The sequence below is a fragment of the Massilia sp. 2TAF26 genome, from assembly GCF_052115005.1.
Classification (GTDB): domain Bacteria; phylum Pseudomonadota; class Gammaproteobacteria; order Burkholderiales; family Burkholderiaceae_D; genus Telluria.
In genome coordinates this window covers 160557-182939 of the sequence record NZ_JBFRFV010000008.1, presented here as the reverse complement: position 1 = coordinate 182939, position 22383 = coordinate 160557, and the positions used below count along the sequence as shown (strand labels likewise).

Sequence of the window (22383 nt, the reverse complement as noted above, 5' to 3'; positions counted from 1 at the left end):
AGATCGGTAGATCGCAAGCCCATGAGCACCCCGCGCCGTTTCAGACGGCGCGGGGTTTTCGCAAAGAATAAATAACGGAGTTTTAAATGGCACAAATCGAAGTCAAGGTCCCCCAACTGTCGGAATCGGTTGCTGAAGCGACCCTGCTGTCCTGGCACAAGAAAGTCGGCGAAGCCGTTTCGCGCGACGAGAACATGATCGACATCGAAACCGACAAGGTGGTCCTGGAACTGCCGGCCCCGAACGCAGGCGTGATCGTGCAACTGATCAAGGCCGACGGCGCCACCGTCGTCTCGGGCGAGACCATCGCCATCATCGATACCGAAGCTTCGGCCCAGACCAGCCCGATCGGCATCAGCTCGACGCCGGTCGCCAACGCACCGGCCGCGGCACCGGCACCGCAGGCTTCCGCATCCACCGGCTCGAAAGGCGACGTCGCCATGCCGGCCGCCGCCAAGATCCTGGCCGACAACAACATGAGCACCGCCGACGCCACCGGCACCGGCCGTGACGGCCGCGTGACCAAGGGCGACGCCCTGGCCGCCGTCGCCAACAAAGGCGTTGCGCCGGCCGCTCCGGCACCGCTGCAGCAGCAAGCCGCCCCCGCAGCGGCGGCCCGGCCGGCCCTGCAGCAAGTCGCTGCCCCGGCCCCGGCCAACCTGGGCGACCGTCCGGAAGAGCGCGTGCCGATGAGCCGCCTGCGCGCCCGTATCGCCGAGCGCCTGCTGCAATCGCAGTCGACCAACGCGATCCTGACCACCTTCAATGAAGTCAACATGAAGCCGGTCATGGACCTGCGCGCCAAGTACAAGGACAACTTCGAGAAGCAACACGGCGTCAAGCTGGGCTTCATGTCCTTCTTCGTCAAGGCCGCCGTGCACGCGCTGAAGAAGTACCCGATCCTGAACGCCTCGGTCGACGGTAACGACATCATCTATCACGGCTACTTCGACATCGGTATCGCCGTCGGTTCGCCGCGCGGCCTGGTGGTGCCGATCCTGCGCAACGCCGACCAGATGTCGATCGCCGAAATCGAGAAGAAGATCGGTGAATTCGGCCAGAAAGCCAAGGAAGGCAAGCTGACCCTGGAAGACCTGACCGGCGGTACCTTCTCGATCTCGAACGGCGGCACCTTCGGTTCGATGCTGTCGACCCCGATCATCAACCCGCCGCAGTCGGCGATCCTGGGCGTGCACGCGACCAAGGACCGCGCCGTGGTCGAGAACGGTCAGATCGTGATCCGTCCGATGAACTACCTGGCCATGTCCTATGACCACCGCATCATCGACGGCCGCGAAGCCGTGCTGGGCCTGGTGGCCATGAAGGACGCGCTGGAAGATCCGGCCCGCCTGCTGCTGGACCTGTAATCACCCGCGGGTCGGAAAGGGCCGAAGGCCCGGTGTATTTTGTGCTGTTGAATGATGGAAGGGAGTCACCATGATTGCCGATGAAATCAAGCGCCTGCACGAGCTGCACCAGGCCGGCGCCCTGACCGACGCCGAATTCGAACAGGCCAAGGCGAAGATCCTGTCCTCGTCGACGGTGAACCTGAACAAGGGCACCGCATCGAGCGGCAACGGCAGCTTCGCCGACGAGCTCAACACCCTGCGCCGCTCGCGCACCGACCGCTGGATCAGCGGCGTATGCGGCGGCCTGGCCAAGGCCTCGGGTGTGGAATCGTGGGTGTGGCGGCTGGTCTTCGCGCTGTTCACCCTGACGTTCGGGTTCGGGGCGGTGATTTACCTGCTGCTGTGGATCTTCGTACCGGAAGAATAATTGCCAGCTCGTCGTCCCCGCGAAGGCGGGGATCCAAGTTTGTATGCGTATCGATAGTTCAAGCAGAACTTGGGTTCCCGCCTTCGCGGGAACGACGGATGAGTGGCCAATAAAAGGATTGAATAATGAGCACCGAAAAACAATTTGACGTCGTCGTGATCGGCGGCGGCCCCGGCGGCTACGTGGCCGCCATCCGCGCTGCCCAGCTGGGCTTCAAAGTCGCCTGCATCGACGAGGCGCAGAACGCCAAGGGCGGTCCGGCCCTGGGCGGCACCTGCACCAACGTCGGCTGCATCCCGTCGAAAGCGCTGCTGCAATCGTCGGAACATTTCGAGCACGCCGGCCACGCCTTCAAGGAGCACGGCATCAACGTGCAGGGCCTGGAGCTGGACCTGGCCCAGATGCTGAAGCGTAAGGATGGCGTGGTCAAGGCCAACAACGACGGCATCGTCTACCTGTTCAAGAAGAACAAGGTCACCTTCTTCCACGGCCGCGGTACCCTCGCAGGCAAGGCAGGCGAAGGCTTCACGATCAACGTCACTGGCCCGACCAACGACACCATCACCGCCAAGAACGTGATCGTCGCCACCGGCTCGAACCCGCGCGAACTGCCGGGCACCCCGTTCGACGAGAAGCTCGTCCTGTCGAACACCGGCGCACTGGCCATCGACGCCGTCCCGGCCAAGCTGGGTGTGATCGGCGCCGGCGTGATCGGCCTGGAAATGGGTTCCGTGTGGCGCCGTGTCGGCGCCAAGGTCACCGTGCTGGAAGGCCTGCCGGCCTTCCTGGGCGCGGTCGACCAGCAGATCGCCAAGGAAGCGCAGAAGGCCTTCGCCAAGCAGGGCCTGGACATCCACCTGGGCGTGAAGATCGGTAACATCACCAAGGGCGACAACAGCGTCACCGTGGAATACGCCGATGCCGGCGGCGCCGCACAGACCGCGACATTCGACCGCCTGATCGTCTCGATCGGCCGCGTGCCGAACACCATCGGCCTGGGCTTCGAGACCGTCGGCCTGCAGCTCGACGAGCGCGGCTTCGTCGCCGTCGACGACGAGTGCCGCACCGGCGTGCCGGGCATCTGGGCAGTCGGCGACGTCGTGCGCGGCCCGATGCTGGCGCACAAGGCGGAAGAAGAGGGCGTCGCGGTTGCCGAGCGCATCGCCGGCCAGCACGGCCACGTCAACTTCAACACGATTCCGTGGGTGATCTACACCTCGCCGGAAATCGCCTGGGTCGGCCGCACCGAAGAGCAGCTGAAGAAGGATGGCGTGGCGTATAAAGCCGGCACCTTCCCGTTCATGGCCAACGGCCGTGCGCGCGCGCTGGGCGACACCACCGGCATGGTCAAGGTGATCGCCGACGCGGCCACCGACGAGATCCTGGGCGTCCACATCGTGGGCCCGGTCGCTTCCGAGCTGATCTCGGAAGCCGTGGTCGCGATGGAGTTCAAGGCATCAAGCGAAGACATCGCCCGCATCTGCCACGCTCACCCGACCCTGTCCGAAGCGACCAAGGAAGCCGCGCTCGCCGTCGACAAGCGTTCGCTGAACTTCTAAGCAATACACGTGACGTGGGCACGGCTGCCCACCCTGCATGCCGGCCGTCGGCATCCGCAGGGTGGGCACTTTGCGCTTCGGGCATCTAGCCCGAAACGCTGCCCACGCTGCGTTAATCCACCGGTATTCCATGAACGTCCAAGAGTATTACCAGCACGCGCTGACCGAGCGCGGTTTCAAGTCCGATGCGGCCCAGCAGCGCGCGGTAGACCGGCTCCAGCAGGCGTACGACGACTGGGTCCACTACAAGGCCCAGCGGTCGTCCGCTTTCAAGCGCCTGATCAACCGTCCCGACGTCCCGCAGGGCGTGTACATGTGGGGCGGGGTGGGGCGCGGCAAGTCCTTCCTGATGGACAGCTTCTATTCGGTGGTGCCGGTGGTGCGCAAGACCCGCCTGCACTTCCACGAATTCATGCGCGCCGTGCACCGCCAGCTCGACGAGCTGAAAGGCATGGAAGACCCGCTGATCGAGGTCGCCAAGCGCATCGCCAAGAAATACCGCCTGATCTGCTTCGACGAATTCCACGTCAACGACGTCGCCGACGCGATGATCATGTACAACCTGCTGTCCGCCCTGTTCGCCAACGGCGTGTCCTTCGTGATGACCTCGAACTACGATCCGGACAAGCTGTATCCGGACGGCCTGCACCGCGACCGCATGCTGCCGACCATCGCGCTGCTGAAGGACAAACTGGACGTGATGAATGTCGACGCCGGCATCGACTACCGCCACCGCACGCTGGAGCAGGTGCAGGCCTATTACACGCCGCTGAACGCGGCCAGCGACCACGCGCTGCGCGAGACCTATGCGAAGATCGCCGACACCGCCGACGAAAGCCCGGTGGTGCACATCGAACAGCGCGAGCTGCGCGCACTGCGGCGCGCGGGCGGCGTGATCTGGTTCGATTTCGCGACCCTGTGCAACGGCCCGCGCTCGCAGAACGACTACCTGGAGCTGGCCAGCCAGTTCCACACCGTGATCCTGTCCGGCATCCCGCGCATGTCGGCGTCGATGTCCTCGGCGGCGCGCCGTTTCACCTGGCTGATCGACGTCTTCTACGACCACAAGGTCAAGCTGATCATGTCGGCCGAGGTGGCGCCGGAACAGCTGTACACGGAAGGCGCGATGGCGGGCGAGTTCCATCGCACGGTGTCGCGTATCATTGAGATGCAATCGCGCGAATACATGGTGGCCGAGCGCCGCGGCGCTGCCGACTCGCTCGCCTAAAGGAAAAAAAGAAGATGAAAGCTCATCCGTTCATGCGCCGCGCCGTCCTTGGCGCCCAGGGAGCCCTGCTGTGCGCCCTGCTGGCCGCCTGCGCCGCCAACCGCCCGGCGCCGCGCGAAGTGCCGCCGCCGCCGGTCAGCTCCGTGGACCAGGCCGACCAGCAACTGGCCGCCGTGGTCCGCGAACGCGCGATCATCGAGTCCCGCTTCGCCGAGCGCGAGCGGGTCTGCTACGACAAGTTCTTCGTGAACCGCTGCCTGGACGAAGCCAAGGAGCAGCGCCGCAGCGCCCTGGCGGCCCAGCGCGCGATCGAGGTGCAGGCCGAGCGCTTCAAGCGCCAGGCCGCGGTCGACGAGCGCGACCGCAAGCTGCTTGATGCCGACAAGCGCTACCGCGAAGAGGAAGCCCGCATGGCCACCGAACCGCCGCGGCCGCCGAAAACCGTCGAGGAAGCGCCGCCGCCGCGTGCGCCCACCGCGCCGGGCCGCATCGCCGAGCGCGACGCCCGCCTGAAGGCCGCCCAGGCCAAGGACGCCGCCGACGCATCGAAGCGCGCCCAGAGCGTGCGCGACTTCGAACGCCGCAAGGCCGAGTCGGAGGAGCGCCAGCGCGAAGTCGCGCGCAAGAAGGCGGAACGGGCGGCGAAGGCGAAGAAAGCCGAGGAAGACAAGGCCAAGGCGGCCAAAGCGCCGACCCCGACCCCGGCGCAGTAAGGCTAGGGTGGGCACACCGTGCCCACCCTGGGTCACACGGCGCGCCTGAGCTTTTGCACCGTGTAATTACCCACTTCCTGGGGCGGCTGCACCAGCTTGACGATCGCCATCGTGCAATTGCCGCCCTTGCCCTGGGCGCGTTCGCCCGCCTTGTTGATCAGCATCTCGGCCGCCTGACGCGGCGTCGCCCGCGAGGTCGCGGCGCCCAGTTCGGCATCGGTGAAGAAGTGCCACAAGCCGTCCGACGCCAGCAGGAAGACGTCGCCAGCGGCCAGGTCCGTATGGTGGCCGACGGTGACGTAAGGATCCTTGCGACCATTGCCCAGCACATTCAGCAGCAGCTTGGACTTGCGGTGGTTCTTCGCCGCGTCGGGCGGCAGGCGGTCGCTCGAGACCAGGTGTTCGATATAGGCCGCGTCCCCGGTGCGCGCCAGGCAGGCGCCGTTCTGGAAGTGGTAGAGGCGGGAGTCGCCGACGTGCGCCCAGACGGCTTCGCCGTGCGGGCTCAGGAGCAGGCCGACGAAGCTGGCGTGGGCATCGAGTTGATGGCTGACCGCGTTCATCTTGATGACCAGGTGAGTCTCCTGCACGATGTCGCGCAGCAGTTGCTCCAAACGCTCGACGGCGGGACCGTCACCGGGCTTGAACAGGTCGAACACCTGCTTGGCCGTGTGCAGCACCTGTTCCGAAGCGGCCGCGCCGGCGATGCCGTCGGACAGCACCGCCAGCACGTATCCGGGAGCGCGGGCGCCCGTCATCAGGGCGACCCGGTCGTTCTGCTGCGGACGGTTGCCGATGTGCTGCGCGGTTCCCGCTTCTAACTTGTATGAACTCATAAACGTGGCTTTCCGATACCGGCGTGCCGATCTTTGTTGGCGGCAACGTCGGCGTAGATTAAACTATGCACTGGTTTGCACTACAGTTGCAACTACAGTTGCAAGCCGTAACGAAGAATCACGACGATTCGCGTCTTCCCACCCAACATCAGCCCTTTAGTTCGGAAATGTCCACTATGATCGACGTCCAGGAGATCCATCGCCGTATTATTGAACTCGACGTGGAACATCGCGACCTCGACGCTGTCATCGACATGCTGACCCGCGACGGCCATTCCGACCAGTTGCAGCTGCGCCGTCTGAAGAAGCGCAAGCTGCAGCTGAAGGATCACATCACTTTGCTGAAAATGCAGTTGGTGCCGGACGTGCCGGCGTAAGCTGGCAGTTTTACCCTTTCCGACGACTTTGACCGATCACCTGCCCATGCCCGGCCTCGATGCCGAGGCCACTCCTGCCGACGCCGCCGCAACGCCTCCCGCCGATTCGTCCGCCGAGTCCGGCGCCGAGTCTCATGCACCTGCCGCGCCGGGTAAATACGACGCCGAGATCGACCGCATCTTCGGCCCAAACGGCCCGCTCGCGCCCGCCGTCGGCAGCTTCAGGCCGCGCCAGTCGCAGACCGAGATGGCGAAGGCGATCGCCGACGCCATCGGCAACCAGGGCACCCTCATCGCCGAGGCCGGCACGGGAACCGGCAAGACCTTCGCCTACCTGGTGCCGGCCCTGTTATGGGGCGGCAAGACCATCATCTCGACCGGCACCAAGAACCTGCAGGACCAGCTGTTCTCGCGCGACATCCCGAACGTGCGCCAGGCCCTGCGCGCGCCGGTCTCGGTGGCCCTGCTGAAGGGCCGCGCCAACTACGTCTGCCACTACCACCTCGAGCGCACGCTGCAGAACGGCCGCCTGACCTCGCGCGACGACGTCGGCCACCTGCGCGAGATCTCGCGCTTCATCAAGATGAGCAACTCGGGCGACAAGGCCGAGCTGGCCAAGGTGCCCGAGACGGCGTCCGTGTGGAACCTGGTCACCTCGACCCGCGAAAACTGCGTCGGCCAGGAATGCCAGTACTACCAGGATTGCTTCGTGATGAAGGCGCGCCGCGAGGCCCAGCAGGCCGACGTGGTCGTGGTCAACCACCACCTGTTCTTCGCCGACGTGGCGCTGAAAGAAGGCGGCATGGCCGAACTGCTGCCGTCGGCGAACACCATCGTCTTCGACGAGGCCCACCAGCTGCCGGAAGTCGCAACCCTGTTCTTCGGCACCACGGTGTCGACTTCCCAGGCGCTGGAACTGTGCCGCGACGTGCTGGCCGAAGGCCTCGCCCACGCGCGCGGCGGCCCGGATTGGGCCAAGGTCGTGATGGTGGTCGAGAAGGCCGCGCGCGACCTGCGCCTGACCTTCCCGGAAGGCGGCACCCGCCTGTCGCTGCCGCAGATTCCGCCGAGTTCGGATTTCTTCCCGGCCCTGGAAAAGCTGAAGGAAGAACTGGAAGGCATGGTCGACGTACTCGAAGAAAACGCCGAGCGCGCCGAGACCATCGAGCAGTGCCGCGGGCGCGCGGTGGAACTGCTGGAAAACTTCAAGGGCTGGAAGCAGGCCCCGGTCAAGAAGGATCCGAAGGAAAAGGACAAGGATAAGACTAACTACAACGAGTTCGGCGGCGCCGACGCGGTGCTGTGGGTCGAGGCCTTCTCGTCCTCGCTGCAGCTGCACAAGACCCCGCTGTCGATCGCGCCGATCTTCGCCGGCCAGCGCGCAAGCACGCCGCGCAGCTGGATCTTCACCTCGGCCACTCTGGCCGTGAAGAGCGACTTCAAGCATTTCACGTCGCAGATGGGCATGACCGGCGAGCCGGCGCGCACCTGGCCCAGCCCCTTCAACTACCAGGAGCAGGGCATCCTGTACGTGCCGACCGGCCTGCCGGAGCCGAACACCTTCGGCTATACCGACGCGGTGGTCGACATGGCGCTGCCGGTGATCGAGGCGGCAGGCGGACGCTGCTTCTTCCTGTGCACGACGATCCGCGCGGTGAACCGCGTGGCCGAGCGCCTGCGCGAGGAATTCGCCGCGCGCGGCCTGGAATTCCCGCTGTTCGTGCAGGGCGAGCGTGGCCGCACCGAGCTGCTGGATTCCTTCCGCAGCGCCGGCAACGCCGTGCTGGTGGGCAGCCAGAGCTTCTGGGAAGGCGTGGACGTGCGCGGCGAGGCGCTGTCGCTGGTCATCATCGACAAGCTGCCATTCGCCCCGCCGGACGATCCGGTGCTGGCGGCGCGCATCGAGGTGATGGAAAAGAAGGGCATGAACGGCTTCGTCCACCACACGCTGCCGGAAGCGATCATCAACCTGAAGCAGGGCGCGGGGCGCCTGATCCGCGACGTCGACGACCGCGGCGTGCTGATGCTGTGCGACCCGCGCGTGATCAGCAAGCCCTACGGCCGCCGCATCTGGCAGAGCCTGCCGCCGTTCCGCCGTACGCGGGTGCAGGCGGACGTGATCGATTTTTTCAAGCAGCCGACACCGGCCGCTTGATGTGAAACGTGGGCACGCCGTGCCCACGCGTGACGTCAGAACAGCGATCCCGTTTCCGGCACCACCACCTTCTTCGCCCGCGGCGCCGCCGGCGCCGCCCATGCCTTCATCCGCTCGGCCGGATAATGCCGCAGGAAGCTGCGCGCCAGTTCCTGATCGCGGCAGGCCAGCCAGGCATCCACGTCCTCGGGCGGCAGCACCACCAGCGCGCGTTTCTCGTCGCCCGGCTTGTGGAAGCGCTTCATCAGCGGGTGCTCGTCGGCGTTGATGGTGATCTGGGTAAACGAGGTCGCCACCTTGCCGTCCATCTCGCGCCACTCGCGCCACAGTCCGGCCACGAAGAAGGGCGCCTCGTCGGCCATGCCGATGCCGAAGCGCTCGGCCCTCCCGCTTTCGTAGTTCGGTTCGTAGAAGCAGGTCATCGGCACCGCGCACAACTGGGTGCGGTGCCAGGCCGGCGCGAAGGAACGCTTCTCGCCGATCGACTCGGCGCGCGCATTCATCGTATCGAAGACCTTCACGCCGGCCGGGATGTGGCGGCGCGGGACCATGCCGTAGCTGGCCAGGCTCAGGATGCGCTGGTTGTTCGCATCCGAGCGCACGATCGGCGCCAGGTAGTCTTTCCAGGTTTCGGTGGGCCAGTCCCAGTCCCTGTACAAGTCGACCAGGGTGCCGAGGACCATGTCCAGCTGTTCGGGCAGGGGAGGGCGGTAATTGACGCACATGATGACGTCATCATAGCAGGCGCCGCGCCCGGCGGAAAAAGTGATAGGCAGGTTCAGGCGCTTCGGGTATCTTGTTGGAAATTGTTGCATATACAACTTTGTAAGCGACTTCACTCCAAGGAGGACATTATCGATGAATGAGTTGGTCAACGCCATCAACGGCTACGTCTGGAGCCCGGCCCTGATTGCCCTTTGCCTGGGCGCCGGACTGTATTTTTCGGTCCGTTCGCGCTTCCTGCAGGTCCGCCACATGCGCGAGATGACGCGGCTGATGATGGAAGGTAAGAGCTCTGAACAGGGCGTGTCCTCCTTCCAGGCGCTGGCGATGACCCTGGCGGGCCGGGTCGGCACCGGTAACATCGCCGGCGTCGCCACCGCCATCACCTTCGGCGGCCCCGGCGCCGTGTTCTGGATGTGGGCGGTCGCCTTCCTGGGCGCCAGCTCGGCCTTCGTCGAATCGACCCTGGGCCAGGTCTACAAGGAACAGATCAACCGCGAATACCGCGGCGGTCCGGCCTTCTACATCGAGAAGGGCCTGGGCGTGAAATGGTATGCCTGGCTGTTCGCGGCCGTGACCGTGGTGGCCACCGGCGTGCTGCTGCCCGGCGTGCAGGCGAACTCGATTGCCGACGGCCTCAGGACCGCGGTCGGCATCGACCCGAACGTCACCGCCGCCGGCCTGGTAATCGTGCTCGGCTTCATCATCTTCGGCGGCGTCAAGCGCATCGCCCACTTCGCCGAGATCGTCGTGCCCTTCATGGCGCTGGCCTACATCATCGTGGCCGTGGTCATCATCTTCCTGAACATCGGCCAGCTGCCGCATGTGATGAAGCTGATCTTCAGCTCGGCCTTCGGCCTGGACGCCGGCTTCGGCGCCATCATCGGCATGGCGATCCAGTGGGGCGTCAAGCGCGGCGTGTATTCGAACGAGGCGGGACAGGGCACCGGCCCGCACGCCTCCTCGGCCGCCGAGGTCAGCCACCCGGCCAAGCAGGGCCTGGTGCAGGGCTTCTCGGTGTATATCGACACCCTGTTCGTGTGCTCGGCCACCGCCTTCATGCTCCTGATTACCGGCCAGTACAACGTCGAACGCGCCGACGGCAGCCACATCTACCAGGGTGTGCGGGGTGTGGCGGCCGGTCCCGGCTATGTGCAGACTGCGCTGGAAAACGTGCTGCCGGGCTTCGGTTCGATCTTTGTCGCGCTGGCCCTGCTGTTCTTCGCCTTCACGACCATCGTCGCCTACTACTACATCGCCGAAACCAATATCGCCTACATCAACCGCCACACGCCGCGTCCCTGGATGAACTTCCTGCTGAAGGTCGTAATCATCGGCGCGACCGTGTACGGCACGGTGAAGACGGCCGACGTCGCCTGGGCGATGGGCGACCTGGGCGTGGGCCTGATGGCCTGGCTGAACATCGTCGCCATCCTGCTGATGCGCAACACCGCCTTCAAGTGCCTGCGCGACTACGAGGCGCAGAAGGCGCTCGGGAAGGATCCGGAATTCGATCCGGTGGCGCTGGGCATTCCCAACGCCCACTACTGGGAAAAGCGCGCCGCCGGGCTGCATCAGCGCGAAGGCCGGGCCCGCGAGGCGGCCCCGGCAGATTAAGCGATGGCGCGAGCCCTCAGGCCTTGAGGGTGCGCACGTGGGCGAGCAGCTCGTCCACGCGGCCTTCGTTCACCAACTGGGCCGGCGTACGGCCCTCGAATGCGGCGAGCGGCGCCTCCATCCAGGCGCCGGCCGCATCGTCGCCGCCGAGCACGGCGCGCACCGCGTGCATGGCCGTGTAATAGGCCTGGGCCTTGCGCGACTGCTGCTCGAAGCGGGCGCGCAGGGCGGCCAGGCCGTCCGGGTTCAATTGTTCGTCCTTGCTCATTTTCCTTCTCCCGGTACGATCACGACCTTGCCCGTGACCTTGCGTTCGGCCATGTCGTTCAATGCCGTTGCGGTATCGGCCAGCGCGTAGCGGCGCGATACCAGCGGACGCAACTTGCCTTCCGCCATCCAGCCCAGCATCTGGCGCATCGCCGCCAGGTTCGCCTGCGGCTCGCGGCGCACGAAGTCGCCCCAGAACACGCCGATCACCGAGGCGCCTTTCAGCAACATCAGGTTCCACGGCAGCTTCGGGATCTCGCCGTTGGCAAATCCGACGACCAGGTGGCGTCCGCGCCAGGCGATCGAGCGCAGCGCCGGCTCGCTGTAGACGCCGCCGACCGGATCGTAGACCACGTCCGGGCCCTTGCCACCGGTGGCCGCCTTGATCGCTTCGCGCAGGTCTTCCCTGCTGTAGTCGATCAGGACGTCGGCGCCGTGGGCCTTGCACACCGCCAGTTTCTCGGGGCTGGAGGCGGCCGCGATCACGTGCGCGCCGAGGGCCTTGCCGATCTCGATCGCCGCCAGGCCGACGCCGCCGGCCGCGCCCAGCACCAGCATGGTCTCGCCGGGCTGCAGGGCGCCGCGGTCGACGATCGCGTGGTGCGAGGTGCCGTAGGTGAGGGTGATGGCGGCGGCGACGTCGAAGTCCATGTCGGGCGGCATCGGCATCAGCATCTCGCTCGGGGCCAGGGCCTGCTCGGCGAAGGCGCCGGTGCGGGTGAAGCCGATCACGCGGTCGCCCGGCTTCCAGGTGGTGACGCCGTCGCCGGCCGCGCGCACGATGCCGGCAAATTCATTGCCCGGGGTGAAGGGCAGTTCCGGCTTCACCTGGTACTTGCCCTGCACGGTCAGCACGTCCGGGAAATTGACGCCGGCCGCCTTCACGTCGACCACCACCTGTCCCGCTGCCGGAACCAGGTCCGCACGTTCTTCCACCACCAGGCTGTCCGGTGGGCCCCACGCCTTGCAGACGACGGCTTTCATTTGATTCTCCTGTTCGATGCCACTTCAAAGTCGGGATTATGCCGCAAGGCACGACGGCCGAGGCTGGCGGGGCGCTTGTGCTTCCACAACATGCGGGATGCATGGCTTGCTAGAGTCAGCAGGGTCCGCTGCCGGTGGCGGCGATGAAAGGGAATAGGGAATGTCGATCCGTTACGGCTGTTTCTTCAGCTATGCCCATGGGCGGCACGAGCTCATGCAGCGCTTCAAGGCCACCCTGGTGGACGCCTTGCGCTGCTATCTGGAACCCTACTTCGACAACGAAGATGAACTCTTCGTCGATACCGAACAGCTTGGCGGCGGCGACGACCTCGACCGCAAGATCGCTCGCGCGATGTGCGAGAGCGTCTGCATGATCCTGATTTACACCCCGAAATACGAAGCCCACGCCTACACGCGGCGCGAGTACGCCGCCATGCGCCAACTGGAGATCGAGCGCGGCAAGTGGTATGCGCTGCCCAGCCACCTGATCATTCCCGTCATCATGACCCAGCATCCGGAGCAATTGCCCCGGCAGATCATGGAATCCAGCTTCTACGTCGATTTCTCCCGCTTCACGATGGCGACCGGCGACCTGAAATCGAATCCCGACTTCCTGCCCGACATCGACAAGATGGTCCGGCGCATCGTCGCGCATTATCAGTGCCTGAAAAAACACATGCCGCAGGAGCATGACTGCAACCATTTCATGCTCCCCGATGTCCCACCCCCATGGCGCGAGATCACGGATATCACCTTCCCCAAAAAATGAGGAGAAACATGGATACCAACCGCATCACCGCTGCGCCGGCCGTGGCCGGCGAGGTGACGACGTTTTACGCCTATGATGGCGCGGGCGCGCGTAGTCGCGCGCTTGCTCATGCCGCATGGCTATTGTCTGGAAGAAATCATGCAAAAACACCCGTGCTGATGATCGACTGGGACCTCGAAGCGCCGGGCCTGCACCACTATTTTTCCGGCGGCCGGCCGCACCACGAACGCCAGGGCGTGCTCGAGCTGTTCGAAGCGTGCCGCGAGCAGCTGCGCGTTCTCGGGCGAGCGCCGTCCGACGAGGCCCGCGAGCTGGCCGAGCGCGTGCTCGACGGCCTCGACTGGGACAGCTACCTCGAAAGAGTCGACGACAGCCGCCCCTTGTACCTGATGCGCGCCGGCCGCTTCGACGACAGCTACGGCGAACGGGTCGACCGGCTCGACTGGGACGCGCTGTTCTGCGCCTGCCCGGCCCTGTTCCGCGGCTTCGCCGCCCACCTGACGCGACGCTTTGCCCACGTGCTGGTGGATTGCCGCAGCGGCCGCTCGGCCGCCACCAGCGTCTGCACCGCGCTGCTGCCCGACAGGATGGTCGGGCTGTTCACGCCCGAGCCGCGCAGCCTGGAAGGCCTGGAGGGCGTGGTGCGGCGCGCCCTCGACTACCGCTGCAGCCACGAGGACGAGCAGCGTCCGCTCATGGTCTACCCGCTGCCCAGCCCGCCAGACGGCGGCGTCGAGGAACGCCTCGGCTGGCGCCATGGCGATGCCCGCCAGGACGGCGCCGGCTACCAGGCGGCGCTCGAAAAGCTGCTGGGCGAGTGCTACGGCCTCGACGGCGTCGCGCTCGACAGCTATCTCGACGAGGTGCAGCTGCCGTCCGCCAGCCTGGGCGAGGCCCGCCGGTTCGCCGCGCGCGGCGCCGAACGCGACCGGCTGGGCCCGGTGCGCAGCATCGAGACCCTGCTCGAGTGGATGGAGCCGGGCCATGTTCCGTGGCGGCCGCTGGCCGAGGTGCGCCTGGTGCAGGCGGTCGAGGCCCTGCGCGAGCGCGCCGGCGATACCCAGGCGCCGCCGCTGGCGCGCGAACTGGCGCGCCTGGGCCAGCTCTACCTGGGCCAGCAGGGCGACGAACTGGAAGCGGCGCGCCGCTTCGAGCAGCATGTGATCGCGCTGGAAGAGGGACTGCATGCGATGGAAGAGGGCAGGCGACCTGTCCGTCACTGAGTCCGCCACCGGGTCCGCGAGCGGGTCCGCGGCCGGGCCGGCCGGGCGCGGTTGTGGCGCTTGCGCGACGGCAAGCCGCGCCGGCGCCGGGCCGCCGCCGCCGCGTGCATCCCGATGAGCAATAAATGTGCAGCCGCGGTCGTCGATACCCCCGTTGCTTCGGGTAAAATCGCACGCATGCGAATCCTTATCAGTAACGACGACGGCTATCTCGCGCCTGGCATCCAGGCGCTGGCCGATGCACTCGCCGGCATTGCCGACATCGTGGTGGTCGCTCCCGACAGCAATCGCTCGGGCGCGTCCAACTCGCTGTCGCTCGACCGGCCGCTGTCGGTGTCGAAAGCTGCGAACGGTTTCTATTTTGTCAACGGCACCCCGACGGACTGCGTGCACATCGCACTGACCGGGATGCTGGACCAGCGTCCGGACCTGGTCGTTTCCGGCATCAACAACGGCCAGAACATGGGCGACGACACCCTGTATTCCGGCACCGTGGCGGCCGCGACCGAGGCTTATCTGTTCGGTATCCCGGCGATCGCCTTTTCCCAGGTCCACTCCGGCTGGTCCGAAGTCGAGTCGGCCGCGCGCGTGGCACGCGACATCGTGCTGCGCCGCTTCGAGACCCTCGAAGCCCCCTTCCTGCTGAACGTGAACATCCCGAACCTGCCGTATGAGCAGATGGGGCCGCTGACCGCGACCCGCCTGGGACGCCGCCACCAGGCCGAGCCCGTGATCCGCGGCCAGGATCCGCGCGGCCGCGAGATCTTCTGGATCGGCGCGCCGGGCGCCTGCCGCGATGCCGGCGAGGGTACCGATTTCTTTGCCACCAGCCAGGGACGGGTGTCGATCACGCCCCTGCAGGTGGACCTGACCCACCGCGAACAACTGGCCGCGCTGCGAGGATGGCTGGAATGAGTGAAAAGCGCAGCAATTTCCCCCTGCCGCTGTCTTCCGTGACCAGCCCCGCGGCCCGCAAGCCGGTGGCGCCGGGGCCGATGGCGACGCCGCAGACGGCCACCCAGAATGCCCGCACCAGCCAGGCCCAGACGCGCCCGGCGCCGGCGCCCGCGCGTCCGGCCCAGGCAGGCACCGCGCCCCAGGCCACGCCCCAGCAGCCGCTGGCGCGCTCCGACCTCGCCGCCACCGAAGCGCCGCGGCGGGCGATGGCGGGCCACGTCGCGCGCCAGGGTGTCAAGGACCGGCAGGTGCTGGCCGCGCTGGAAACCATGCCGCGCCATATGTTCATCGAGCCGGCCCTGCTGGGCCAGGCTTATGCGGACGTTTCGCTGCCGATCGGCCATAATCAGACGATTTCGCAGCCGTACATCGTCGCCCGCATGATCGAGTTGCTCAAAGGTAGCGGCCAGCCGCTGCGCCGCATACTCGAGATCGGCACCGGCTGCGGCTACCAGGCGGCGGTCCTGTCCTGCGTGGCCCAGGAGGTGTATTCGATCGAGCGCATCAAGCCGCTGCACGAGCTGGCCAAGGCCAATCTGCGGCCCTTGCGCATCCCTAATCTGCGCTTGCACTATGGAGATGGTATGCTTGGGCTCCCGCAGGTTGCTCCCTTTAACGGCATCATCCTGGCGGCGGCCGGTCTCGAGGTGCCCCGCGCACTGCTCGAGCAGCTGGCCATCGGCGCCTGTCTGGTGGCGCCCGTCGGCGCTCAGGTCCAGCACCTGCAGCGCATCACCCGCACCGGCACATCGGAATGGGCCAGCGAGACGCTGGAAGCCTGCCATTTTGTCCCGCTGCGGCCAGGCATCGTATGAGAATGCCAGAAAGTCGTAACAGAATTAGATGAGAATGAAACCAACAACCCGCCTAGCCCTGCTGACCGTCAGTATCGTGCTGAGCGCCTGCAGCACCGAAACCCGCCAGGCGCCCGTGATCGACCGTCCGGCCCCGGTCGCCGCCAACAAGAATCCGCGTCCGCATCCGGCAACCCCGCCGGCGCCGGCCTCCGACGAACCGAAGGCCGACGCCCGCGGCACCTATACCGTGCGCAAGGGCGACACCCTGCTGCGCATCGCGCTCGACTTCGGCCAGAACTACCGCGACCTGGTCGCCTGGAACAACCTGGCCGATCCGGACGACATCAAGGTCGGCCAGGTGCTGCGCGTGACGCCCCAGGACCGCAACGGCAGCGCCATCGCCGGCACCAACCCGATCACCATGCCGGGCGCCGACAAGACCCCGGCGCCGCCGAAGAAGACCGCCCCGCGCGGCGACAAGAAGGCCTACAGCGAAGGCGGCCTGGCCGATGCCAAGGACGACAATCCGGGCGTGAATCCGAAGGCGGCCGAGCGTCCGTCCGGCCCGGTGACCGGAAGCACCGTCACCGCCAGCGACGACGAGAAGCTGAGCTGGATGTGGCCGTCCGACGGCAAGATCATCGCGACTTTCGACGAAGGCAAGAACAAGGGCATCGATATCGCCGGCAAGCTGGGCCAGCAGGTGATGGCGGCCGGTTCCGGGAAGGTGATGTACGCGGGCAGTGGTATCCGCGGATATGGTAATCTCGTGATTGTTAAGCACAGCAACAGCCTGCTGTCGGCGTATGCGCACAATCGTACGATCGTGGTCAAGGAAGGTCAGAGCGTGACCAAGGGCCAGGTGATCGCCGAGATGGGCGATTCCGATGCCGACACGGTCAAATTGCATTTCGAGATACGCCAGCAGGGCAAGCCGGTCGACCCGTCGAAGTTCCTGCCCAGTCGTTAGCGAGGACCAATGACGCTGCCGCCCAACCCGATGGACCAGGAAATGCCGGACAATGCGCCGGAAGAGGTGCCGGAGGAAGCGCTGGGCGACAGCGATTTCGGCGCCGAGGGCGACGAACACCCCGGCATGCGGGCCGAAGGGCCGGCAGCGGCGCCGGCCGACACGACGGACGAGCTCAAGAGCGTGCTGCAGGCCGAGCTCTCCACCGATACCACCCAGCACTACCTGAACCGGATCGGCGCCAAGCCCCTGCTCGGCGCCGAGCAGGAGGTGCATTACGCGACCCTGGCCAAGGCCGGAGATTTTGCCGCCCGGCAAAAAATGATCGAACACAACCTGCGTCTCGTGGTCTCGATCGCCAAGCACTACATCAACCGCGGCGTGGTCCTGCTCGACCTGATCGAGGAGGGCAACATCGGCCTGATGCGCGCCATCGACAAGTTCGAGCCGGAGCGCGGTTTCCGCTTCTCGACCTACGCGACCTGGTGGATCCGCCAGAGCATCGAACGCGCCATCATGAACCAGGCCCGTACGGTGCGCCTGCCGGTGCACATGGTGCGCGAACTGAACCAGGTGCTGCGCGCCAAATACCACCTCGAAGCCCAGCACCACGACGGCAAGGAGGCCAGCGCCGAGGACATTGCCAGCCTGGTCGGCCGCCCGGTGGAAGAGGTGCAGGACATCCTGGCGCTGTCCGAGCACGCGGCCTCGCTCGACGCCCCGCTCGACAACGATCCCCAGACCAGCCTGATGGACATGCTGCCGGACGAGGGCGACGTCAGCCCCGACGCCCGCGCCGAACACCACGAGATGACCGTGCTGGTGCGCGACTGGCTGCAGAAGCTGCCGGACAAGCAGCGCGTGGTCGTGATGCGCCGCTTCGGCCTCGACAACGACGACCCAGCGACACTGGAAACCCTGGCCGAAGAGATGGGCGTGACGCGCGAACGGGTGCGCCAGATCCAGCAGGAAGCCCTCGTCAAGCTGAAGCGGGCCATGGCCGCCCGTGGCGTGGTGCGCGATTCCTTGCTATGATGTCCGGCTTTCCCTGAACTGCCGGCGGCCGTGTTCCCGTCGTTCCCGCGAAGGCGGGAACCCATGCTGAATGTCACGAAGCCGTGATGCCGGCGTATCGACTGCGGTTGCTCAGTATGGGTCCCCGTTTTCACGGGGACGACGTTGCACTTTGCTCTCTTCCATCCCCATGCAAGAAACCTTCATCAACATCAAATCCCTCGACATGGACGCGCGCGGCGTCGGCCACCTGGAGAACGAGGACGGCACACCGGGCAAGGTGATCTTCGTCGAAGGCGCGCTGCCTGGCGAGACGGTCAGCTTCGAAACCCTGCGCAAGAAGAAGAACTGGGAATCGGGCCGCATGGTCACCCTGCAGAAGGCCTCGTCGATGCGGGTCGAGCCGAAGTGCCCGCACTTCTGGCATTGCGGCGGCTGTTCGATGCAGCACCTGGAGCCGAGCGCCCAGGTGGCGATGAAGCAGCGCGTGCTCGAGGATAACCTCTGGCACATCGGCAAGACCCGGGCCGAGAACATCATGCGCCCGATGTACGGCCCGACCTGGGGCTACCGCTACCGCGCCCGTCTGTCGGTGCGTCACGTGGCGAAGAAGGGCGGCATGCTGGTCGGATTCCACGAACGCCATTCGAGCTACGTGGCCGACATGACCAGCTGCGAGATCGTGCCGCCGCATGTGTCGAAGATGCTGGTGCCGCTGCGCGAGCTGATCGCTTCGCTGTCGATCTACCAGCAGATGCCGCAGATCGAGCTTGCCGTGGGCGAAGAGAGCACCGTGCTGGTGCTGCGCATCATGGCGCCGCTCAACGCCAACGACGAAAAGCTGGTCAAGGCCTTCGCCGACCAGTGGAACGTCGAATGGTGGCTGCAGCCGAAAGGGCCGGACACCGCCTATCCCTATTATCCGAAGAAGAAAGAGCTGTACTACACGCTGCCGGAATTCGGCATCCGCATGCCGTTCAAGCCGACCGACTTCACCCAGGTGAACCACCAGGTCAACCGCCTGCTGGTGCACAAGGCCCTGACCCTGCTCGACGTGCAGAAGGAAGACCGCGTGGCCGACCTGTTCTGCGGCCTCGGCAACTTCACGCTGCCGTTGGCGACCCAGGCGCGCGAAGTGGTCGGCATCGAAGGCAGCACCGCGCTGACCACCCGCGCGCTGGAGAACGCCCGCGCCAACGGCCTGGACGCGAAGACCAGCTTCTCGACCCGCAACCTGTTCGAAGTCACCAGGGACGACCTGGTCGCGCTGGGCAAGTTCGACCGCATGCTGGTCGATCCGCCGCGCGACGGCGCGGTAGCGCTGGCCATCGCCCTGGCCGAGCTGCGCCTGACGCATCCGGAGCTGATGCCGAAGCGGATCGTGTACGTGTCATGCAGTCCGTCGACCCTGGCGCGCGACGCCGGCATCCTGACCCACCGCGCCGGCTACAAGATGAGCAAGGCGGGGGTGGCGAACATGTTCCCGCATACGTCTCACGTGGAGTCGATCGGGGTGTTCGATCTGGTCGAGGATTTTGTGCCTCGGGAGTTTCAGGTGGCTGAGCAGCAGGGGCAGCAGGAGCCGCAGCAGGACGCTCGGTAACAGCGCAAACCAAGGGGTATTCCCGCGAAAGCAGGGATGACGTGTTGATTCTGCCGGGGATCGACGTGTTGGCGGTGCCGGGGCCTGCGTCAACGTCAGCGCCTCGCCGTCACCCCACCCAAGGCCCCCAGCAACTCCTCAGCATCCACCGGCTTGACGAAGTAGCGGTCGAACCCCGCCCCCTCGGCATCCTCGCGGTCCGACTGCTGGCCGTAGCCGGAAATCGCCATCAGCACCACGTGCTCGTTGCCCGGCACCCGGCGCAGGCGGCGTGCCAGTTCGACGCCGCTCATGCCCGGCAGGCCGATGTCGAGCAGGAAGGCGTCGAAGCGTTCGTCACCGGCGCGTACCAGCGCTTCCAGCGGGTCGTGCATCACCGTTACCACGTGGCCGCTCGATTCCAGCAGCAGGCCCAGGGTCATGGCCGCGTCCTCGTTGTCGTCCACCAGCATCAGCCTCAGGCCGCGCGCCTCGTCGTCGCCGGCCGCGGCAGGCACGCCGGGCAGCTCGCCCGCAGGCGATTCCTTGCATTGCAGGCGCGGCAGCCGCACCGTGAATTCCGTGCCCATATTGCGGCCCTCGCTGCTGGCGGTCACCATGCCGCCGTGCAGTTCGACCAGGCTCTTCACCAGCGCCAGGCCCAGGCCCAGGCCGCCCTGGGAGCGGTCCGGCGTGCGCTCGGCCTGGGAGAACAGGTCGAACACGGTCGGCAGCAGGTCGGCCGGGATGCCGATGCCGTTGTCCTTCACGCTGACCAGCACGTGCTCGGCGGAGGCGCCCATCCATACGCCGACCACACCGCCTTCGGGCGTGTACTTGGCGGCGTTGTTGAGCAGGTTGGCCAGCACCTGCACCAGGCGCTTGGTATCGCCTTCGACGAAGGCGGGGCCGGTGTCCGGCGCCAGGTCGAGCGTCAGCCGGTGGCGGCGCGCCTCGATCAGCGGGCGCACCTGCTCGACCGCGTCGTCGATCACGCAGCGCAGGTCGACCTGGTCGCGCGCCAGCACCACCAGGCCGCGGGTCACGCGCGAGACGTCCAGCAGGTCGTCGATCAGTTCGGTCATGTGCGCCACCTGGCGCGCGATGATGGCGCTGGTGCGCTCCACGCGGCCGCTGTCGGGCGGCCCCATGTTCAGCAGCTGGGCGGCGGCCGAGATCGGCGCCAGCGGATTCCTCAGTTCGTGCGCCAGCATCGCCAGGAACTCGTCCTTGCGGCGGTCGGCCAGGCGCAGCGCCTCCTCGGCGCGCACGCGCTCGAGCGCGCTCCAGGAGCGTTCGGCCACGTCCTCGATCAGGCGCACGATGTCGGCGCTCCAGACCCGCGGCAGGTTGTCGTTAATGAACAGGCAGGTGGTCAGGGCGCCGTTGCGGTGCACCGGCACCACCACGGCCGAACGGATCTGCAGCGAGGCGTAGGTGGGCCAGGTGTCCGCTCCGCCGGTGCGCGGGTCGCGCTGCACGTCGCTCGCCACCATGGTCGATCCCTGCACCAACGGGGCGAAGTTGGCGGCGCCGAACAGGGCTGCCGGAAACGTGCCGCTGAGTTCGGGGACGATGCCGTCGGTATAGTTCGAATGGAAGGTGACGAGCTGGCGGTCGGCGTCGTAGTCGCCGTACAGCACCCGGCTGGCCTGCAGGAAGCGGCCCAGCATGGCGCTGGTCTGGACGAAGATCTGGCCCGGGTCGTCGAGGCGCCGCAGCAGGTCGGCCAGCTCGAGCCGGAACTCGTTCATGTCCAGCAGCGTGGTCTGGCGCGCCACCGCGTTGCGCAGGGCCTGCTCGGCCGACATGCGGTCCAGCGCTTCCCAGCTGCGTTCGGCGATGTCGGCGGCCAGCTTGCATTCTTCCTCGTCCCAGCCGCGCTCGCTGGAGGAATAGCCGACCAGGGCTGCCTGCAGTTGGCCGCGGCGCAGGCGCGGCAGCGCCAGGATCGCGCGCGCGCCGGCGGCCGCGTAGCGCGCCCCGCTCTCGGGCACGCGCGGGTCGCTGGTGGTGTCGCGGATCGCCAGCGGCGCGCCGGTGCGCAGCAGGGCCAGCGCGGCCGGGCCGAAATCGCGGATGCGGGCGCGCCTGCCGCCGAGCGCGGAGGCGCCGTCGCGGGCCCAGTCGTGCACGACCTCGAAGCCGGCCCCGGTGCCGTCGCCTTCGACATAGCAGGCGTGGTCGAGCTCGAGGTGCTTGCCGAGCATCGCGCAGGCGCACTCGACGATATCGGAGGGGTGGTGCAGGCGGCGCAGGCTGTCGACCACCTGCAGCTGCACCGCGTGGCGGCGTTCCAGCTGCACGCGCGGCGTGGTCTCGCTGATCACGCACAGGAAGCCGCGCACCGCGCCGGCACCGTCGCGTACGGGGGAATAGGCGAGCGTGAACCAGCCGCGGTAGGGCTTGCCGGCGCGCCGGATCGTCAGCGGCAGGTCTTCGCCGTAGGTGGAATGGCCGCCGAGGGCGCGTTCGGCCAACGGCTTGATGGCCGGCCATTGATCGGGCCAGACCTCGAGCAGCGGTGCGCCCAGCGTGGACGGATGCCTGCCGTCCAGCAGGGAAATATAGGCCGCGTTGTACAGCATGATGAGGCGTGGGCCCCATGCGATGTACATCGGAAATTCGGATTCCAGGATCAGGCTGACCGCATTGCGCAGGGCCGGATCCCAATGGTCGGGCCAGCCGAGCGGCGAGCCCGACCAGTCATGCAGGTGGTACCCGGCGCGTACGGCGCCGGAGGTGTCGAGGAGATGAAAGTCGCGCGTAGCCGCTTCCATGCTGATCGCCTTCGAGTCCGAAAGTGGTCATTCTATGCGCAAATGCATTAGCTGGA

At 66.6% G+C, this 22383-nt stretch carries 20 protein-coding genes; 15 read left to right on the top strand and 5 right to left on the bottom strand.

The window, feature by feature from the left end; all coding sequences use genetic code 11:
* Positions 1-86: 86 nt before the first annotated feature.
* From odhB to AB4Z32_RS11165, 5 genes are all read left to right on the top strand, one after another.
* Positions 87-1367, top strand: coding sequence for a 2-oxoglutarate dehydrogenase complex dihydrolipoyllysine-residue succinyltransferase (odhB, locus tag AB4Z32_RS11185; RefSeq protein ID WP_442121912.1), 1281 nt, complete (start codon positions 87-89; stop codon positions 1365-1367).
* Positions 1368-1437: 70 nt separating this feature from the next.
* Positions 1438-1776: a PspC domain-containing protein gene (locus AB4Z32_RS11180; protein ID WP_442121911.1), complete on the top strand. Its 339-nt coding sequence runs from the start codon at positions 1438-1440 to the stop codon at positions 1774-1776.
* A 125-nt stretch (positions 1777-1901) separates the two neighbouring features.
* Positions 1902-3335, top strand: coding sequence for a dihydrolipoyl dehydrogenase (gene lpdA, locus AB4Z32_RS11175; RefSeq protein WP_442121910.1), 1434 nt, complete (start codon positions 1902-1904; stop codon positions 3333-3335).
* Between the two features lie 130 nt (positions 3336-3465).
* Positions 3466-4563 (top strand): cell division protein ZapE, encoded by a 1098-nt coding sequence (gene zapE, locus AB4Z32_RS11170; protein WP_442121909.1) that lies wholly within the window; start codon positions 3466-3468, stop codon positions 4561-4563.
* A 14-nt stretch (positions 4564-4577) separates the two neighbouring features.
* Entirely contained in the window at positions 4578-5276 is a 699-nt protein-coding gene (locus tag AB4Z32_RS11165; protein ID WP_442121908.1) for a hypothetical protein, read from the top strand.
* A 32-nt stretch (positions 5277-5308) separates the two neighbouring features.
* Here AB4Z32_RS11165 and AB4Z32_RS11160 read toward each other — a convergent pair whose 3' ends face one another.
* Entirely contained in the window at positions 5309-6112 is an 804-nt protein-coding gene (locus tag AB4Z32_RS11160; protein ID WP_442121907.1) for a PP2C family protein-serine/threonine phosphatase, read from the bottom strand.
* 176 nt (positions 6113-6288) lie between these two features.
* Here AB4Z32_RS11160 and AB4Z32_RS11155 point away from each other — a divergent pair, with 176 nt between their 5' ends.
* A complete protein-coding gene (locus AB4Z32_RS11155; RefSeq protein WP_442121906.1) occupies positions 6289-6489 on the top strand; it encodes a YdcH family protein in 201 nt (66 codons plus the stop codon).
* Positions 6490-6535: 46 nt separating this feature from the next.
* Positions 6536-8644: an ATP-dependent DNA helicase gene (locus tag AB4Z32_RS11150; protein WP_442121905.1), complete on the top strand. Its 2109-nt coding sequence runs from the start codon at positions 6536-6538 to the stop codon at positions 8642-8644.
* Between the two features lie 35 nt (positions 8645-8679).
* Here AB4Z32_RS11150 and AB4Z32_RS11145 read toward each other — a convergent pair whose 3' ends face one another.
* Positions 8680-9459, bottom strand: coding sequence for an SOS response-associated peptidase (locus tag AB4Z32_RS11145; protein ID WP_442121904.1), 780 nt, complete (start codon positions 9457-9459; stop codon positions 8680-8682).
* Positions 9460-9502: 43 nt separating this feature from the next.
* Between AB4Z32_RS11145 and AB4Z32_RS11140 the strand changes: the two genes are divergently transcribed.
* Positions 9503-10984, top strand: a complete 1482-nt coding sequence (locus tag AB4Z32_RS11140) for an alanine/glycine:cation symporter family protein (protein ID WP_442121903.1) — start codon at positions 9503-9505, stop codon at positions 10982-10984.
* 16 nt (positions 10985-11000) lie between these two features.
* Here the strand turns inward: AB4Z32_RS11140 and AB4Z32_RS11135 are convergent, their stop codons facing one another.
* Both AB4Z32_RS11135 and AB4Z32_RS11130 read right to left on the bottom strand, forming a co-directional pair.
* Positions 11001-11252 (bottom strand): MbcA/ParS/Xre antitoxin family protein, encoded by a 252-nt coding sequence (locus AB4Z32_RS11135; protein WP_442121902.1) that lies wholly within the window; start codon positions 11250-11252, stop codon positions 11001-11003.
* Positions 11249-12235: an NADPH:quinone oxidoreductase family protein gene (locus AB4Z32_RS11130; protein WP_442121901.1), complete on the bottom strand. Its 987-nt coding sequence runs from the start codon at positions 12233-12235 to the stop codon at positions 11249-11251. The genes AB4Z32_RS11135 and AB4Z32_RS11130 overlap by 4 nt, the downstream gene beginning before the upstream one ends.
* A gap of 160 nt (positions 12236-12395) precedes the next feature.
* Here AB4Z32_RS11130 and AB4Z32_RS11125 point away from each other — a divergent pair, with 160 nt between their 5' ends.
* The 7 genes from AB4Z32_RS11125 (at position 12396) to rlmD (ending at position 19568) form a co-directional block, all read left to right on the top strand.
* Positions 12396-13004, top strand: coding sequence for a toll/interleukin-1 receptor domain-containing protein (locus AB4Z32_RS11125; RefSeq protein ID WP_442121900.1), 609 nt, complete (start codon positions 12396-12398; stop codon positions 13002-13004).
* Positions 13005-13012: 8 nt separating this feature from the next.
* Positions 13013-14227, top strand: coding sequence for a hypothetical protein (locus AB4Z32_RS11120; protein WP_442121899.1), 1215 nt, complete (start codon positions 13013-13015; stop codon positions 14225-14227).
* A gap of 177 nt (positions 14228-14404) precedes the next feature.
* Positions 14405-15142 carry a 5'/3'-nucleotidase SurE gene (surE, locus tag AB4Z32_RS11115; protein ID WP_442121898.1) on the top strand — a complete coding sequence of 246 codons (738 nt, stop codon included), beginning with the start codon at positions 14405-14407 and terminating at the stop codon, positions 15140-15142.
* On the top strand, positions 15139-15999 hold the full coding sequence (locus tag AB4Z32_RS11110) for a protein-L-isoaspartate(D-aspartate) O-methyltransferase (RefSeq protein WP_442121897.1): 861 nt from the start codon (positions 15139-15141) through the stop codon (positions 15997-15999). Before surE ends, AB4Z32_RS11110 begins: the two co-directional genes overlap by 4 nt.
* 34 nt (positions 16000-16033) lie before the next feature.
* On the top strand, positions 16034-16951 hold the full coding sequence (locus AB4Z32_RS11105) for a peptidoglycan DD-metalloendopeptidase family protein (RefSeq protein ID WP_442121896.1): 918 nt from the start codon (positions 16034-16036) through the stop codon (positions 16949-16951).
* A gap of 9 nt (positions 16952-16960) precedes the next feature.
* On the top strand, positions 16961-17986 hold the full coding sequence (gene rpoS, locus AB4Z32_RS11100) for an RNA polymerase sigma factor RpoS (RefSeq protein ID WP_442121895.1): 1026 nt from the start codon (positions 16961-16963) through the stop codon (positions 17984-17986).
* A gap of 169 nt (positions 17987-18155) precedes the next feature.
* A complete protein-coding gene (gene rlmD, locus AB4Z32_RS11095; protein WP_442121894.1) occupies positions 18156-19568 on the top strand; it encodes a 23S rRNA (uracil(1939)-C(5))-methyltransferase RlmD in 1413 nt (470 codons plus the stop codon).
* 95 nt (positions 19569-19663) lie between these two features.
* Here rlmD and AB4Z32_RS11090 read toward each other — a convergent pair whose 3' ends face one another.
* A complete protein-coding gene (locus AB4Z32_RS11090) occupies positions 19664-22327 on the bottom strand; it encodes an ATP-binding protein (protein ID WP_442121893.1) in 2664 nt (887 codons plus the stop codon).
* Positions 22328-22383: the final 56 nt, after the last annotated feature.

Bases quoted from the DNA above. Each gene is read 5' to 3' on its own strand.
- AB4Z32_RS11110 (WP_442121897.1), top strand. From the start codon at position 15,139: ATGAGTGAAAAGCGCAGCAATTTCCCCCTGCCGCTGTCTTCCGTGACC.
- AB4Z32_RS11130 (WP_442121901.1), bottom strand. From the start codon at position 12,235: ATGAAAGCCGTCGTCTGCAAGGCGTGGGGCCCACCGGACAGCCTGGTG.
- zapE (WP_442121909.1), top strand. From the start codon at position 3,466: ATGAACGTCCAAGAGTATTACCAGCACGCGCTGACCGAGCGCGGTTTC.
- AB4Z32_RS11120 (WP_442121899.1), top strand. From the start codon at position 13,013: ATGGATACCAACCGCATCACCGCTGCGCCGGCCGTGGCCGGCGAGGTG.
- odhB (WP_442121912.1), top strand. From the start codon at position 87: ATGGCACAAATCGAAGTCAAGGTCCCCCAACTGTCGGAATCGGTTGCT.
- AB4Z32_RS11145 (WP_442121904.1), bottom strand. From the start codon at position 9,459: ATGCAACAATTTCCAACAAGATACCCGAAGCGCCTGAACCTGCCTATC.
- AB4Z32_RS11140 (WP_442121903.1), top strand. From the start codon at position 9,503: ATGAATGAGTTGGTCAACGCCATCAACGGCTACGTCTGGAGCCCGGCC.
- AB4Z32_RS11090 (WP_442121893.1), bottom strand. From the start codon at position 22,327: ATGGAAGCGGCTACGCGCGACTTTCATCTCCTCGACACCTCCGGCGCC.
- AB4Z32_RS11150 (WP_442121905.1), top strand. From the start codon at position 6,536: ATGCCCGGCCTCGATGCCGAGGCCACTCCTGCCGACGCCGCCGCAACG.
- AB4Z32_RS11125 (WP_442121900.1), top strand. From the start codon at position 12,396: ATGTCGATCCGTTACGGCTGTTTCTTCAGCTATGCCCATGGGCGGCAC.
- AB4Z32_RS11135 (WP_442121902.1), bottom strand. From the start codon at position 11,252: ATGAGCAAGGACGAACAATTGAACCCGGACGGCCTGGCCGCCCTGCGC.
- AB4Z32_RS11165 (WP_442121908.1), top strand. From the start codon at position 4,578: ATGAAAGCTCATCCGTTCATGCGCCGCGCCGTCCTTGGCGCCCAGGGA.
- AB4Z32_RS11160 (WP_442121907.1), bottom strand. From the start codon at position 6,112: ATGAGTTCATACAAGTTAGAAGCGGGAACCGCGCAGCACATCGGCAAC.
- lpdA (WP_442121910.1), top strand. From the start codon at position 1,902: ATGAGCACCGAAAAACAATTTGACGTCGTCGTGATCGGCGGCGGCCCC.
- AB4Z32_RS11105 (WP_442121896.1), top strand. From the start codon at position 16,034: ATGAAACCAACAACCCGCCTAGCCCTGCTGACCGTCAGTATCGTGCTG.
- surE (WP_442121898.1), top strand. From the start codon at position 14,405: ATGCGAATCCTTATCAGTAACGACGACGGCTATCTCGCGCCTGGCATC.
- AB4Z32_RS11180 (WP_442121911.1), top strand. From the start codon at position 1,438: ATGATTGCCGATGAAATCAAGCGCCTGCACGAGCTGCACCAGGCCGGC.
- AB4Z32_RS11155 (WP_442121906.1), top strand. From the start codon at position 6,289: ATGATCGACGTCCAGGAGATCCATCGCCGTATTATTGAACTCGACGTG.
- rlmD (WP_442121894.1), top strand. From the start codon at position 18,156: ATGCAAGAAACCTTCATCAACATCAAATCCCTCGACATGGACGCGCGC.
- rpoS (WP_442121895.1), top strand. From the start codon at position 16,961: ATGACGCTGCCGCCCAACCCGATGGACCAGGAAATGCCGGACAATGCG.